Consider the following 14943-nt stretch of genomic DNA (forward strand, 5'->3'; position numbering starts at 1 on the left):
CTGCTTATGGCTTTATAAGGTCTAATAAAAAAACGTGCAGAGAAGAGTTAAAACACGACTCCTCTGCACGATGCATTTTTAAAGTAAAGCTTTAGTAAGTTTACTTTATGCCGTTTCCTTCAAAGTTAATAAGCTCCCAATCCTGAAACTCCCCTCCCCCTGCATTCTGGATTTCTGCAATTGTTCCATCCTCGGGCCGGTTGTTCTTAACGCCCATTACTTTACCGCTGTTGACAGCACTGAAGCGATAGGTTCCATCCCACTGATCTGTAATTTTCCATTGCTGGTTGCCGTAGCCAAAATACTCCCATATTTGCACATCATCTCCGGCGGTGACTCCTGAAGCATCCAGCACAAACTTGCTGTCGCCTGCGTGAACTTTATAAGCCCCCGGTGCGGCATTTTCTATTTTCCATACATGTTCCCCGCCCGGCTGAAGTCTTGTTTTAGATCCATTTCCCTTTCCTTCCGGTACAAGGAATTTCCCGCTTGTCCTCTCGGCGATTTTAAAGGAAGCGGTGCTCTCGATAATGGTTCTGCCGGCAATTTTCCCATTTGCAGCCGATGCAGTAATGATGCTTCGTCCGTGGCCTGTCATACGGATTTCTGCACTGTCATCATCCGTTTTTTCAATTTCTGCTGCATCAGGATTACTTGAATGCCATTTCAGTTTTTGATGCTTGCCTGTTACGGATGCAGAAAGCTTATGCACACCTCCAACCGGAAGGGTCATTTTTTGATGATCCATGACGACTGCGGCAGAACCATCGCCTTCCTTCCAGACCCCTTTTAACGGGTACACATCAAGGGAAACAATTTTCACGCTCCCGCCTTTGGTGTAAAAACTCATCCCATCACTTGCCCCGTCCGGAAAGATAACATTGGAGAAAACGGCCGCGCCGTCGTTTACGAACACCTCAACAGAAGACTCATCTACAAAAATGTTTACTTTCACCCGTTTGTTCTCAGGTTCAGCACTAGTTTCATGATAAGTGGAGAACTTGTCAGAGAAGCTGACGTCTCCAGATTGAGACCGGTCAAAGAACATGATGCCTTCTGAAGCCTTGTAGCCTGCAGCCGTTTTTTGAGAGCCCGATTCTCTCAGCCCGAATCCGAATTCTGCCTTGCTGTTCTCAGGCAGTTCTATTTCTGCTTTGATTTCATACGATGTGGCTTTGATGCCCGCCAGTAGATTTGCATCTCCAGGCTTTACAGTCTTATCGCTCCAAGAGAAACCTGCGCCTCTTAACTGCTCCAGCTCTCCAACCGGTTTCTGGAACAATCTTACACCTTCTCCCGGCACGGTTTTGAGCGTCAGTTCACGCGGAATCGACATTTGCCCTTTCCACGGTGATGTCGGAAAAGCGAAGGGATAATCCCAGTTGCTCATCCAGCCGAGTGAGATTCTGCGCCCGTCCTCTTCCGGAATATCCGCAAACGACATCGCCGCATACATTTCCTTGCCGAACTCGTTTTTCAGCACTTTTCCAGCGGGATTATCGCTCTCAAAACGATTTCCGTCAAAGGTCCCCGTAAAATATTCCGAATCTGATCCGCCTGTTTTCGGATTGGCACCGGTACTGATGGACAGCACCCATTTCTTTTTGGACGGATCTCCGTCTACCGGCAGCTGAAAGAAATCCGGACATTCCCACACTCCCCCTCTGACGTAGTCCCCATAGCCAAATGATTCAATCATCTCCCAGTCCAGAAGATTTTGAGAGGTAAAGAAACGGATATGATCTCCTCCGGAAATGACCATCACCCACTGATTATGCTCCCCGTCCCATACAACTTTCGGATCTCTGAAATCCCAGCCTTCTCCGCCATAGAATTCCCCTATATTCGGGATAATCGGATTTCCGTCATAAAATTCCCACGTACGGCCTTTATCTTGGCTGTAGGCAACGCCGACCTTCTGATCTCCATTGTGTTTTTCAGGATTAAAGGAGGTATAGAAGGCAATCAGTCCGGAACCTTCCTTATCAAATAATCCGGAGGCATTCGTTTTATCAACTACTGCCGACCCTGACCAGGCGTGCCCCATTTCATTCCAGGGAATAGCAATCGGGAGCCTTTTCCAGTGAACAAGGTCCGTGCTGACCGCATGTGCCCACTTTCCGCCGTCCTGATGAAAAAGATGATACTCTCCCTCATAGTAAACAAGGCCATTTGGATCGCTTGCATAGCCCCTTGCCTGTGTAAAGTGATACTGCGGTCGGTAAAGCTCAGAATAATACGTGTCATGCTGTTCTCCGTATACATGCTGGAAAAAGGCTGTGCCGTTGTATACATTTAATCCATATTTTCCGCTTGAATAGGCTGAGTCTGTTACGGAAATAGCCGGATCAGCATATCCGTCAAAATAAATTTTCAAATGATCTCCCGCTGCATGAACCTCAACATGATAGAGTTTACCAGGCTCTAAATCCCTGTCCGCTATGCCAAGGGTACGGTCTCCTTTCAAATCGAGCAGACGAATTCGGTTCAGATTGGGATCCAGAGTCAGCATGTACCCTTCACTGACATCCCCTTTTCCTCTGAAAATAAGGCCAGCCGATGCATAGGGCGTCTTTGCATCCAGTTTCAGATCAGCCTCAAGAACAAAATCATCCCCTTCTGTTTCAGCCATACGGAAGGCATTTTCTTCTGGCAGGCTCGTTCCTCCAACACCTTCAAGATGAGGAGCCCATTCTCCATTGACCGGCTGCCATCCCTCAAGGTTGGACTGAAGATCACTCAGGTGACTATTTTGAAAGACGGCATGTCCGACGGCATGAAAGCCCAAAAATCCATTTGAATATGAATCATCTTCAGCATCTATAACCGGCTTTCCTGCGTTTTGCCAAAATACCTGCAGGGAAGAGCCCTCTGCTTTGACCTTTACGTGATAAAGCGTTTCATGGTCAATCGTTACCTGTTTTTCCTCAAGAATCTTTTTCTTCTGAACGTCTATAAGCTGCAGCCTATTTTTTTCGGCATCAGCCTTTACCTGATAGGCTTTTGTGCCGGTTTTGTCTGATCTGATAAGCAGGGAGGCGGCTGCATGTTTATCTTTTATCAGCAAATCCGATTCAAAGGTGAAATCTTTAGAAGAAACCGATGAAACGGAAGAGAGGTCCTCTCCCTGTCCCGGTAATGCTTCCAGCCCGTCAGGTCCAGCCTGCCACTTTCCTTTTTTCATTAAGAGGCCCGTCAGGTTTGTCCGTATTTCGTGCAGCTTCACTTTGCTGAAAAGTATATTTCCGTTCTCTGCCTGAAATCCTGCATAGCCCTTTGAAAAGCGGTAGTCAGTAACCTCCAGAACGGTTCTCCCGTTTACGGAAACTGTTATGTACGGGCCATCTGCCACTGTTTTAACGTTGATAGCTGCTGAATGTTTTAGTTTTAGCGGAACAGTTCTTAACGCGCGGCCTTGATTCAGCGTTCCAAGTGATACGGTTTCTTTTTTTGCATCAAGGCTCACTTTATACCCTTCTGTCCCTGTTTCATTTGCTCGCAGAACAAGGGATGCTGCACTTTTTTTCTCAAGCTTCACTGTTGCTTCATACTCAAGATAACCGGACGTTTCTGAATCTGATAAAAGGAGAGCCGGCTGTTTTGCCGCACTTCCCCTTAGCGATCCATCTGAATTCTTTGTCCAGCTTCCTGACAAAGCTGAGTATCCGAAAATGGCTGTATTCCTCTCGGTAGCTCTTCCTTTGAACTCTTGCATGGAAAAAGCAGAAAATAACAAAGCAGCTGCTGCTGCCAGTTTGAGAAGTGTTCTTTTTTTCATTTTATCCATCCCCTCCCAGTAATTATTAAGCGCTTACATTATTTCTTTTAAAAAAACGGGACGTAATTATCCAATCCCGTTAGCTGCTGATAATCTTTTGACGGTTTCAATTGAAGGCATTGCAGTAATGGCTCCAATCTTTGTACAGACCGCGGCTCCCGCCAGATTGCTGAAGGCCGTCATTCTTTTTACTGCTGCCATGTCAGAAGCCGCTTCCCTCGGATTCCCCTTGTCTGCAAGCTGATAAAGAAACGCGCCGACAAAGGCGTCTCCGGCACCCGTGGAATCGACCGACTTTACCTTAATACTTGAAACAGCGGCTCTTTCTTTCCGGTTCGAAACTACGGTTCCTGCACTTCCTAATGTAACGGCAATCAGCCCGCTGCAGGACTTGTGCAGTGCATCGAGGCCTGCCTGAATACTTTCTTCCCCTGAAATCAGCGCCAATTCCTCTCCGCTCATTTTGATAAAGTCAGCGAGTTTCAAGGCCTCTTGAACAAGATTGATAAACAGGGTTTCTCTTCCTTTCCACAAATCTTGTCTGTAGTTTGGATCGAACGAAATGAATTTCCCCCCGCCCTTTGCTTTTCCCATCAAATCCAAGTACATGGAACGCAGCGGTTCTTCCAGCAGGGCTGTCGCCGAACCAAAATGGTGGATTGACGCCTGATTCCACTTTTCTTCATTTATATCGCGCTCCGTTAAAAAACCATCTGCGCCTCTATTGAAAAGAAAGTCCCGTTCACCATTTTTTTGAAGTGATACAAAGGCAAGCGTCGTTTTATGATCAGGATCAAAAACAAGCATGGATGTATCTGCGCCTGCATCATCCAGCGTTTTCTTCAGAAACTGTCCGAACGGATCATTCCCGGCTTTGCCGCAAAAGGAAGCCCTGCCGCCAAGCTTGGCAATTGCGGCACAGACATTTGCTGGTGCTCCTCCTGCCTGCTTTTCAAACTTCCTTCCTTCTGCAAGATGGATGTCCGGTTCCGTGCAGTAAAAATCGATCAGCCCTTCTCCGATGCAAATGACAGACCTGTCCACATCCATCACTCCTTCCGCTTCCAGATGGAAGAGAGTTCATGCAGCTCGAGTGATTTGACATGTACCCTTCCGCCCCTCGACGCCAAGCGCAGCACACTTTCCTCCGGCTGAGGAAAAATCAGGCCCGTTATGGCGCATTCACCGTCATTGCCGAATAGCTCAATGGAGGATGAATCCAGCAGCAGCTGCAGGCGGATCGAACGATTCTTCATCTTTAGCGGCGCCTCCTGAACGGCAGGGAAAGACGCTGAAAAGTCAGACTCTCCGGAGTGCGTTCTGTCTGCTGAAAGGATTTCAGACTGCGGGTCATAATAGATGATCGTTCTGTCTGCTTCTGAATGAAGGATCATCAGCTCCAGCCCGGCATCCCCCTCAAACTCAGCCTCCAGGTTCAGTTCCATTAAAGAACCTTTCAATGGAATCACTGCGTGTTTTTCTGCGGACACAAAAAGATCGTGACAGGTTTCTCCCGCTTTTCTAAGGACCTGTATTTCCGGGACCGGTTTCTGGATAAGATGAAGGCCGTCTGCACCTGCTGATAGTGACAGCTCCCTCGGGAACGTCATAGCGCCGCGCCATTCTCCTGTCGGCACTTGATTGGCATACCGCCAGTTGCTCATCCACCCCATATATATGCGGCGGTCAGGAAGGTCTGAGAAGCTTACGCCTGCATAGTTGTCTCTGCCGTGATCAAGCCACAGCACCTCATCTTTTTCCCGGTCATTCACAAAGGTTTCTCCGTCAAAGTCACCGGTAAAATACTGAGTTCTCGACCCCTCTGTGTAATCACCTGTATCACCCAGACTGACGAGCATGACCCATTTCTCCTTCCCTTCGCCTGAAGGAAGCGGAAAGAGGTCAGGGCACTCCCAAAAGCCCGCGTGTGATCCTTCTGCAAATTCACTCGCAAACTGCCAGTCTATTAAGTTTTCCGACTTATAAATGGTCGCACTTTGTCCTGTGGCAAGAATCATAATCCAGCGCTGCGTATCCATATGCCAGAACACCTTCGGATCCCGGTAATCGGTCTTCGATTCATCCGTAAGAACGGGATTGCCGCTGTATTTTGTCCAAGTCCGCCCTTTATCGCTGCTGAATGCAAGGCATTGCCGCTGACGGGCTCTGTCTGTGCCCGGATAGGTGTCATGGCTCGTATAAACGGCAACAAGCCCCGGTTCATCATCGAAAAAACCGGTTGAGTTTTTCCAGTCAACAACTGCGCTTCCAGAGAAGATAGCTCCGTGTTCATCAGGATACAGGGCCAGGGGCAGATGCTCCCATTGAATCAGATCCCTGCTCACGGCATGCCCCCAGTGCATAGGACCCCAAACTGTGCTGTAAGGATGATACTGATAAAACAAATGATATTCGCCTTCAAAATACACCATTCCGTTAGGATCATTCATCCACTTCTCCTTCGGTGAAAAGTGAAACTGCGGGCGGTATTTTTCTGATAGAATCGTCTTCACTTAAAAAACTCCCTTTTCATAGAATAAGAGGCTGCTGATGATTAAGCAGCCCCTGCAGTCCGGTTATTGCTGGTTGCGGTCATAGCCTGTCTGCTTAATTTCAAGCCACTCCTGCAGTCCCAGACGGTCAAGCTCGGCCAGATATTCCTTCCATTCTGACTCTGCTTTTCCATTTGTCATCCATTCTGCTCGTTTTCTATTGATATAAGCAAACAGATCGGCTTCAATAGATGATAGTTTATCAAGCTCTTCAAGCGAGAAGAAAACCTTCGGATACGTGTTTTCAGCTTTCATATGTGGGACCATGACCTCTTTCATTAAGTCCAGTCTCCATGCGGCATCATCCGGCTTCGTTGTCACAGAGCCATAGTATTCATCCAAAATGGCAAGCGGCCCGTTAATGCTGGTTTTCTGACGGACTTCAACCGGAGCAGCTCCCTCAAGAGGCAGATGCTTCAGCATATTCGCAGCTTCGTCATATTCAAAGATGTTTTGCTGCTTATCATCCCCGTATGTTCCCCAGTTGTTCTGGACAGACTGCAGCGGGTCGTAGAGCTGGTCGACCCACTTCGCAGTCAATTCAAGGTTTTTGTTTGAGCTTGTGATGACCATTCTTCCTCTGTCAAAGCCCATCCCGTTTGTTCTCGCAACGTTCACATTTCCATCAGGTCCTGCTACTGGAGGCATTAAATCATATTTCTCGTTCATGCCTGTGATATTTGCTTTATCCCATGTAAAATACATACCGTACCGCTCATCTTTTCCTTTCGCGAGATACGTATTCCAGTCATGTTCAAACGCTTCAACATCAATCAGCCCGTCTTTATAGAGGTCGCTGAAGTACATAATGGCCTCTTTATATCCTTCTTCTGCAGCTGTCAGTATCACTTTACCTTCGTTGCTTACAACCGTGTGATCCCAGTTGTCTCCAAGCCCGAATGCCCCGAACAAGAAGGCCGGATCCTCCCCGCCGTGATTGATGATAAAGGACATAGGAATTTCATCCGCTTTGCCGTTGCCGTTTGGATCCTGCGTTTTAAAGGCAATCAATACCTGTTTCAGCTCTTCTGTCGTCTTCGGCATCTCCAGTCCAAGCTTGTTCAGCCATTCTTTATTGATCCACGGGAAATCATCGACTGAGTGAATGTTTTCTTTCCCGGTGCCAAGCTCTTCAATCCAAGGAAATGCATAAATGTGGCCGTCAGGAGCGGTCATCATCGCTTTGTATTCAGGTGATGAATCAAGCACTTTCTTCAGATTCGGCATATGCTTTTCAATTAACTCTTCAACAGGAATAATGGCCCCGTCCTTGGCGAGCTTCAGCAGGTCATAATCGCCGTAGCCCGCATCCATGATTGCATCCGGCAAATCACCGCTTGCCATGGCAAGGTTTCTTTTTTCTGCAAAAACATCGTTCGTATAGTTCTTCCACTGAATCTGAACACCCGTTTTTTCTTCCAGACGCTTATAAATCAGTTTTTCGTTTGGATCCTTCGGCGCAAGCGGAGAGCTTTGCGTGATAAACTTCAGCGTCACCTCTTCCTTCAGCGGGAAAGAAATATCCTTTAATTCATAGTCCTCAGAGGATGCGACATTTTTGCTTGTGCACCCGGATAATAATAGAGCGGCAATTGCCGCTGCCCCTGCAGCTTTTTTAACGTGTTTCATGACCATTTCCCCCTGTGTTTGTTATTTTAACGAACCAACCATAACCCCTTTTTCAAAATACTTCTGGAAGAACGGATACATAATAATCAGCGGAAGGCTTGAAATGACAATCGCTGAATATTTGATCATCTCAGAAACCTTGGCAAGCTCGGCCATTGCCAGCTGATCGCTTATCATGCCGGGTTCAGCCTGGTTCTGAATTAAAATAGACCTTAAAACAAGCTGCAAAGGATGCATGTTCGGATCTTCCAGGTAGATCATTGCGTCAAAGTATGAGTTCCACTGTCCCACAAAAGCATAAAGAGCAAGAACAAAGATGATCGGTTTTGAAAGCGGTATGACAATTTTGAAGAAAATCAGCAGATCTGACGCCCCGTCCACTTTTGCCGCTTCGTGCAGTTCGTGGGGAATTCCCTTAAAGTACGTTCTTGCAAGGATGATGTTCCACACATTCACAGCGGAAGGCAGCAAAATCGCCCAGACTGTATTCAGCATGCCGAGTTCCTTCACAACCAGATAGGTCGGAATCAAACCGCCGCTGAAAAACATCGTAATCAGGAAAAACGTCATAAACGCGTTCTTCCCGACAAACCCTCTTGTCGCAAGAGGAAACGCAGCAAATATGGAAACGACGACAGTTATTATGGCAAACCCCGCGGAGTAAAGCATCGCATTCACAAATCCCCGCACCATAGAATCATCCGACAGAATCCGTTTGTAGCCTTCAAGACTCCAGTCAGAGACGTTAAAGGAAAGTCCCTGATTTAAAAGAACCGTCGGATCCATGAAGGAAGCGATAACAACATAAACCAGCGGCACAAGAACAACAAGCACTGCCAGGCAGAGAAAAACGGCATTCAGAGACAGGATGATCCGGTCAACGCGCGTATGTTTAATCATGAAAATCCTCCTCTCGGATTAATAGAGTCCTTCTCCCTCATTCAGTTTTTTGACCACAAAGTTCACAACTACAAGCAAAATGACGTTGATGACGGAGTTAAACAGGCCGACTGCAGTGGAATAGGCGTAATCGCCAGCCTGAAGTCCGATTTTGTAAACGTAGGTCGGAAGGATTTCCGACGTTGGAAGGTTCATGGCTGTCTGCATTAGAAATGCTTTTTCAAAGCCGATTGCCATGATGCCCCCTGCACCTAAAATAAAGATAATAGCCATAAGCGGTTTTAAAGCGGGCAAGTCAATATGAATCATCCGCTGAAGAATATTGGCCCCGTCAATTGTTGCGGCCTGATGCAGTTCCGGGTCCACATTCGCAAGTGCCGCCACATAGACAATGGACGACCAGCCCGCAGCCTGCCAAATGCCTGAAAGAATATAAATCGATCTGAAGTATTCCGGATCGGACATAAACATGACCGGCTTCCCTGTAAGAAATGTAATGAAGTGATTCACCGGGCCTGTCGGAGCTAAAAAGATAAACAGCATCCCTACAATGACAACGACCGAAATAAAATTTGGCGCATATAAGAACAGCTGAATATTTTTCTTAATAGCTGCTCTTCTGACCTGATTCAGCATCAGAGCAAGGACAATCGGAATCGGAAATCCAAGCAAAAGCCCGTACAGGCTGAGCTTAAGCGTGCTCATGAAGATGGTTTCAAAATTTGGCGAGGTCAAAAACTCCTGAAAATGCTTAAGCCCAACCCATTCGCTTCCCCAGATTCCCTTTATCGTGCTGAAATCTTTAAAGGCAATGATTGCTCCGTACATCGGAACATACTTAAATACAATTGTGAGAATAACAGCAGGCGCAATCAGCAAATACAGAAAGTAATTCTTTTTCACATACTCCCATTTGTATTTGGGTTTTGCCTCCGGCTTTACGATGATAACACTCTCATCTTTTGCCTTCACTGCCTCCTGCATACAGCTCCCCCCCTTTACAGAAAACACATATAAGCGCTTTCATTATGTTTCAGAGATCTTTACCTGTTGTCTCTGTACATTCACTTTATCAAATGCCCCATTCAAAAAAGTTTGATATCTTTGGAAGAAGAAGTTTAATATTTTTGGTTCAACAGAGAAGAGGATACGCACAATCGTGTTCAAAAAATAAAAGAAGCCGATCCTCAGCGGAATCGGCTCTGCATTTTGAAGTTTTATTTGGGCTGGAGAATGCTAACAAATGTTTCAGCTCTCCACAACCAGCATATCTCCTCATTATTTCTTATCTATATCATCGAGACTTCCGTTTATTTTAGCGACAGCTTTATCGGCGGATTCTTTTACGTCCTTTCTTCCTATGCCGATGTCTTCGAATAATTCTTTCAAAGAATCGCTTATGACTGGATAAGCCGGTGAAACAGGACGGTTTTTTGAGTAGTTTAAAGCCTGATGAACAAATATATTTTTCGGATAAGATGAGAGTTCCGGAAATGACTTGGATACTGAAAATCGGGCAGGCATGTCACCCGTTATTTCCACATATTTTTTGGAACCTTCAAAGCCCGTCATGTATTGAATAAATTCCCAGGCTTCTTCCGGATGCTCTGAATTTGATGATATTCCAAGAGCCCAGCCTCCGTTTGGCGTCACCTGGTGCGTCCCTTTCGGCAATGGGGCCACTCCAAAATCCTCTCCAAGCTTAAAATCAGGAAAATTCCGTTCAATTTCTTCAAGCATCCATGACCCCATGACCGACATGCCAAGATGGCCTGTTACAAACGGATCGGGAGGCATTTCAACAGAAGCGACACCATGGCGGTGATAGAGATCCTGATAGAATTGCAGGGCTTTAATTGCGTTGTCTGAATTCAGATATCCGGATGCCGTTTTCCCGTCCGGACTGAGAACATCAGCGCCAAATTGCCACAGCAGCGGTGTTTTAAAGTAGGCTGGGGATTCTCCGCTGCTGAATCCCTGTGCAGGATCTATTCCATAAACCCCTTTTGAGGGATCATTGATTTCCTTCGCAAGCTCGACTGCTTCGTCCCATGACATTGGGTCAGCAGGATCCTGTGATGGAAGCATCAGTCCCGCTTTTTTAAAGAGGTGAATGTTATAAAATAAGGCCACACCGGATTCCGCGATAGGAGACAGATAGATTGCATCTTTAAATTTCATTCCCTCAAGTGTTGAATTGGGGATATCCGCAATCTGCCCTTCTGCTTTCATTTCTTTATCAATGGAAAGCAGCGCACCCGAATTTGCATAAAGCCCAAGATTCGGACTGTCAATCGACATAATGTCAGGAGGACTTCCTGCGGCAATTTCCGTCCTCAGCCTTAATTCATAATCTCCATACGGAATAGCGTTCATGGTAATCTTTATGTCTGGATGAGCTGATTCAAAAGCTGAAATCAGCTCTTTATAAGCTTCATTTTCAAGCTTTGTTCCATAATTCCGCCAGAATGTCAGTTCAATTGCTGCGGGTTTCCCCGATGACGATCCCTGATCGTTCCTTTCATCATTTGGAAACAGGTTGAAGGATGAAAAGGCATAATACCCGCCTGCAAGCAACAGCAGAAGGACGGGGATAATGACAACTGCACCTTTTTTCATCTACTTTCTCCTCCTGCCATGTTGAAAGCATTTTTCCTGTATTCAGCCGGTGTCTGTCCGATGTGTTTCTTAAAGACGGTACTGAAGTAACTGGAATTAGAGTAGCCTGTTAAGTATGCAATATCAATCACTTTCAGCTGTCTGTCTTTTAACAATCCGCATGCATGCTTCATCCGTACCTCCGCCAGATAATCACTGAACGTATGTCCGACATGAAGCTTAAACAGTTCGGACAAATAAGCACTGTTGATATGAAATTGATCAGCAAGCGTGCCCAATGAAATTTCATTTGCAAAATTCTGGTCGATGTATCGGCGCACGTTTTCCACAACGGATAAGCCGTTTGGCGAAGAGCGGACCGTGTTTACCCTCTGAATAATACTGTGAGCAAAATCTGATAGCTGCTCAATGACTTTTTCATGGGAGGTCAATTCTCCGATACTCTGCTGGCATGTCCACATCGTCTGGTTCATCTGTTCCCTGTCCAAATCATATTTCACAGCAAGCGATTCAAGCAGCAAAAGGAACCTGCCGGCTGCAAATGAAAAGGACAGCATTGACTTGGTCTTTGCTTCATTTAAAAGATCGGCGATCATCATGCTGCACTCACGCATTCGGCCATTTTCAATCAGATTGACTGCTTTTTTCTCAAGATCAGGCGAGAACTCGTAAAACTCTTTATGAAGTGTTCCGTCAATCACTTGTGATTTTTCCTCCGGATCACTCTGGCTCCAGGCAAGCAGGGCAGAAATGTAGCCTGTTTTTAACTCTGATGCTGATACCTGCTTGCCTATTCCGATGACGGTTTCAGCTTCAAGATATTTTTTTGCATACGTTTGAACTTTTTTGATCATGCTGGATGTTTCAAAAGCGTTCCTGTCTGATGAACACTGAAGAAAATGGATCATGCTTGCATACCCGGCATCATAAAAAGCGCACGCCCCTTCATACGTTCCGGCTATTTCTTTGCAGAGCATTCTGAAAGGAAGCCATAGCTCCTTTACTGAATATCTGGCTGACCTGAGTTCCACGGTGAAAAATTGAACGAAATTTTCTTTATTGGCGAGAAAATCCATCTCAAAATGATGCAGTCTTTCGGCAGCTGACTCAGTCCAGTCCTGTTTTACTAGCTGAAGGATGTATTGTTCCTTCATTTCTTCCAGCTGTGTGTGAACAAGCCTTGTCATTTTATCTGCTTCAAGCTGCTTCTTTTTTTCAGCAGCTATTTCTTCCTTCACCCTTCTTAAAGCTCCTGCAAGCTCGTCTGGAGCAACAGGCTTGAGCAAATAATCCTTTACTCCTTCAATTAGGGACGACCTGACATAGTCAAAATCGGAATATCCCGATAACACAATCACTTTTACACCGGGAAACTCACGGTGGCATCTTCCAGCGAATTCAATTCCGTCCATCACAGGCATCCGGACGTCCGTAATGACGACATCTGCCTTCAACTCTTTCACAAGCTGAAGTGCTTCCTTTCCATTTGATGCTTCTCCGGCAATCATGAATCCTTCTTCTTCCCAGTTTGCTTTCATTTTCAACCCTCTGCGCACTTGAATTTCATCGTCCGCCAATATAACCTTCATCATGTATATCCCCCTCATTTCCCTTTATACATAATGCAATGCTTGTCCCTGCTCCTTCTTCTGACTGAATGCTGATTGAAAACCGGCTCCCGCAGAACAGCTTCAGCCTTCCAATGACATTTCTCAGCCCAATGCTGCTTCCTCCACTGTCCAAAACGGTTTCGGATTCTTTCTCTTCGGCTAAGAGCTTTGATGAAATCTCCTTTGACATGCCTATGCCATCGTCCTCTATCAATATAGTTAACTCATTATCTTTCCATTCGGTCCTAATCAGAATTTCCGCCTCTGTTTTTTGTATTAAACTATACTTAACCGCATTTTCTACAAGCGGCTGAATGATAAATTTGCAGATGGGAAAGGATGCTGCTGCCGGATCTTCTTCTATGATAAAGCTGACTGCCCCATCATATCTGAGCTTTACAATTTCGATGAAGTCACGGATATAGGCTAGCTCTTCTCCTAATCTGACAATATCCGTTTTTGTATTTAATGAATATCTCATCATTCTTCCAAGAAAGATGCTTACATCCAGGACTTCCTTCTGTTTATTCTGCAGGGCAAGACTTCCGATGACTTCTAGCGTATTGTTTAAAAAATGCGGATTAATCTGCAGAAGCAGAGCTTTATACTCAGCATCCTTTCTTCGGAGATTTGCCTCATATTCTGTTTTGATGAGTTCATTCAGCTTTTCCACGGTATGATCAAACATCTTAATGGCGTATCCGACCTCATGATTATAGGATTTAATGGTCGGCATAAACGACCTGGCTCCTTCAAGATCTCCATTTTCTACAAATTTCATGGCATTGGTAAGCTTACCGAGAGGACGGACAATATTGGAAGAAAGGACATACGAAGCGAGGATTGTCAGCAGAAAAATCACTCCGCTGAAAAAGAATAATTTTTTCTGCAGCCTGTCAATTTCAGCGAAAAGCTCAGATGTTGTAATTTCACTGAAAAGCGTCCAATTGCCTACCTTTAATTTTTGATAAAAAACAAGATAATCCCTACCCTTGTATGCCGTTTCAATCAGCCCATTTGACTGATTCATCCGTTCAATGTTTAAAAGACTGTCCTTTAAGACAGAAGCAGGGGTTTCCACCTTGCCGGACAGCACATTCTTTCCGTCTTCATCCAGAAGATAAACGCGTCCGTTATCCCCCAGTTTAATTTTCCCAAGCGCAGTTTCAAGAAGCGAAGCTGGAAAACTGACTTTAATGATTCCCGATAAATCAAGCATCTGCATATCAAAAAGAGGAATTAAATAGCTGTTAACCTCCATTTCTCTCATTGCCTGATGAAGCTGGTACGGGTCCTGGTGATGACTTATCCAGCGCTTTTCATCTTTTGAAAACGCCTTGTACCAATGCGTTTCAGAAAGGTTGGGGTTATCTCCCCATGTCCCTGTTCCATCGTTTAGAAAAACGGAAATGTCCATGCCATTTGAATTATTGATCATCATCGAAGAAAGCTGCATTTTCAGCTGGTTTTTGATCAGCATCCTCTCATCGGACGAAACAGCAGAATCACTTTCTGCATGCAGCCAGTCCTGAGTTGCCTGATTAACAAGTACTTGTTTCCCCAAATCTTCTGCCTGTGAGGTGACGGAGTTAATATAGATTGAGAACTGCTCCATCATTTCAACAGTTGAATCCTTTGTCTGATCTTCAATAACAGAAGAGAACCATGCCGGGATAAGAAGGGACAAAACAAGAAACGGAACGGTCAGAAGAATCGTAAAAATGATAAACAGCCGGTTTCTAAGTGAATAAAACATGGAGACCCCCGATATTTTTTCGAAAATTTCTGTTTGTTTTACAGTATAATACAAACCTTCCTTTTCCGGGGGAATATTGTAGAGGAAGGACTTTTTACC

At 45.5% G+C, this 14943-nt stretch carries 9 protein-coding genes; all 9 read right to left on the minus strand.

Going from position 1 to position 14943, the window contains the following annotated elements; all coding sequences use genetic code 11:
• Nucleotides 1–100: 100 nt before the first annotated feature.
• The 9 genes from ACK1LH_RS16900 to ACK1LH_RS16940 all read right to left on the minus strand — a co-directional run bounded on the left by ACK1LH_RS16900 (nucleotide 101) and on the right by ACK1LH_RS16940 (nucleotide 14844).
• A complete protein-coding gene (locus tag ACK1LH_RS16900; RefSeq protein ID WP_411333680.1) occupies nucleotides 101–3778 on the minus strand; it encodes a GH32 C-terminal domain-containing protein in 3678 nt (1225 codons plus the stop codon).
• A 66-nt stretch (nucleotides 3779–3844) separates the two neighbouring features.
• A complete protein-coding gene (locus ACK1LH_RS16905; protein ID WP_411335115.1) occupies nucleotides 3845–4828 on the minus strand; it encodes a carbohydrate kinase family protein in 984 nt (327 codons plus the stop codon).
• On the minus strand, nucleotides 4828–6291 hold the full coding sequence (locus ACK1LH_RS16910; protein WP_203288577.1) for a glycoside hydrolase family 32 protein: 1464 nt from the start codon (nucleotides 6289–6291) through the stop codon (nucleotides 4828–4830). The genes ACK1LH_RS16905 and ACK1LH_RS16910 overlap by 1 nt, the downstream gene beginning before the upstream one ends.
• A gap of 63 nt (nucleotides 6292–6354) precedes the next feature.
• The gene (locus tag ACK1LH_RS16915) at nucleotides 6355–7959 is read right to left on the minus strand and encodes an ABC transporter substrate-binding protein (protein ID WP_411333681.1); all 1605 of its coding nucleotides are present in this window, start codon (nucleotides 7957–7959) and stop codon (nucleotides 6355–6357) included.
• 21 nt (nucleotides 7960–7980) lie between these two features.
• Nucleotides 7981–8859 carry a carbohydrate ABC transporter permease gene (locus ACK1LH_RS16920; protein ID WP_029566123.1) on the minus strand — a complete coding sequence of 293 codons (879 nt, stop codon included), beginning with the start codon at nucleotides 8857–8859 and terminating at the stop codon, nucleotides 7981–7983.
• Between the two features lie 18 nt (nucleotides 8860–8877).
• Nucleotides 8878–9843 (minus strand): ABC transporter permease, encoded by a 966-nt coding sequence (locus tag ACK1LH_RS16925; RefSeq protein WP_203288581.1) that lies wholly within the window; start codon nucleotides 9841–9843, stop codon nucleotides 8878–8880.
• Between the two features lie 294 nt (nucleotides 9844–10137).
• Nucleotides 10138–11478, minus strand: a complete 1341-nt coding sequence (locus ACK1LH_RS16930; protein WP_411333682.1) for an ABC transporter substrate-binding protein — start codon at nucleotides 11476–11478, stop codon at nucleotides 10138–10140.
• On the minus strand, nucleotides 11475–13070 hold the full coding sequence (locus tag ACK1LH_RS16935; protein ID WP_411333684.1) for a response regulator: 1596 nt from the start codon (nucleotides 13068–13070) through the stop codon (nucleotides 11475–11477). Before ACK1LH_RS16935 ends, ACK1LH_RS16930 begins: the two co-directional genes overlap by 4 nt.
• Complete coding sequence (locus tag ACK1LH_RS16940) at nucleotides 13042–14844, minus strand: sensor histidine kinase (protein WP_411333685.1); 1803 nt, start codon at nucleotides 14842–14844, stop codon at nucleotides 13042–13044. The genes ACK1LH_RS16935 and ACK1LH_RS16940 overlap by 29 nt, the downstream gene beginning before the upstream one ends.
• Nucleotides 14845–14943 lie beyond the last annotated feature (99 nt).

The sequence above is a fragment of the Metabacillus indicus genome (assembly GCF_046603695.1).
Taxonomy (GTDB): Bacteria; Bacillota; Bacilli; order Bacillales; family Bacillaceae; genus Bacillus_P; species Bacillus_P indicus.

Coding starts and splice junctions, on each gene's coding strand:
- ACK1LH_RS16900 (WP_411333680.1), bottom strand. CDS start 3,778: ATGAAAAAAAGAACACTTCTCAAACTGGCAGCAGCAGCTGCTTTGTTA.
- ACK1LH_RS16905 (WP_411335115.1), bottom strand. CDS start 4,828: ATGGATGTGGACAGGTCTGTCATTTGCATCGGAGAAGGGCTGATCGAT.
- ACK1LH_RS16915 (WP_411333681.1), bottom strand. CDS start 7,959: ATGAAACACGTTAAAAAAGCTGCAGGGGCAGCGGCAATTGCCGCTCTA.
- ACK1LH_RS16920 (WP_029566123.1), bottom strand. CDS start 8,859: ATGATTAAACATACGCGCGTTGACCGGATCATCCTGTCTCTGAATGCC.
- ACK1LH_RS16925 (WP_203288581.1), bottom strand. CDS start 9,843: ATGCAGGAGGCAGTGAAGGCAAAAGATGAGAGTGTTATCATCGTAAAG.
- ACK1LH_RS16930 (WP_411333682.1), bottom strand. CDS start 11,478: ATGAAAAAAGGTGCAGTTGTCATTATCCCCGTCCTTCTGCTGTTGCTT.
- ACK1LH_RS16935 (WP_411333684.1), bottom strand. CDS start 13,070: ATGATGAAGGTTATATTGGCGGACGATGAAATTCAAGTGCGCAGAGGG.
- ACK1LH_RS16940 (WP_411333685.1), bottom strand. CDS start 14,844: ATGTTTTATTCACTTAGAAACCGGCTGTTTATCATTTTTACGATTCTT.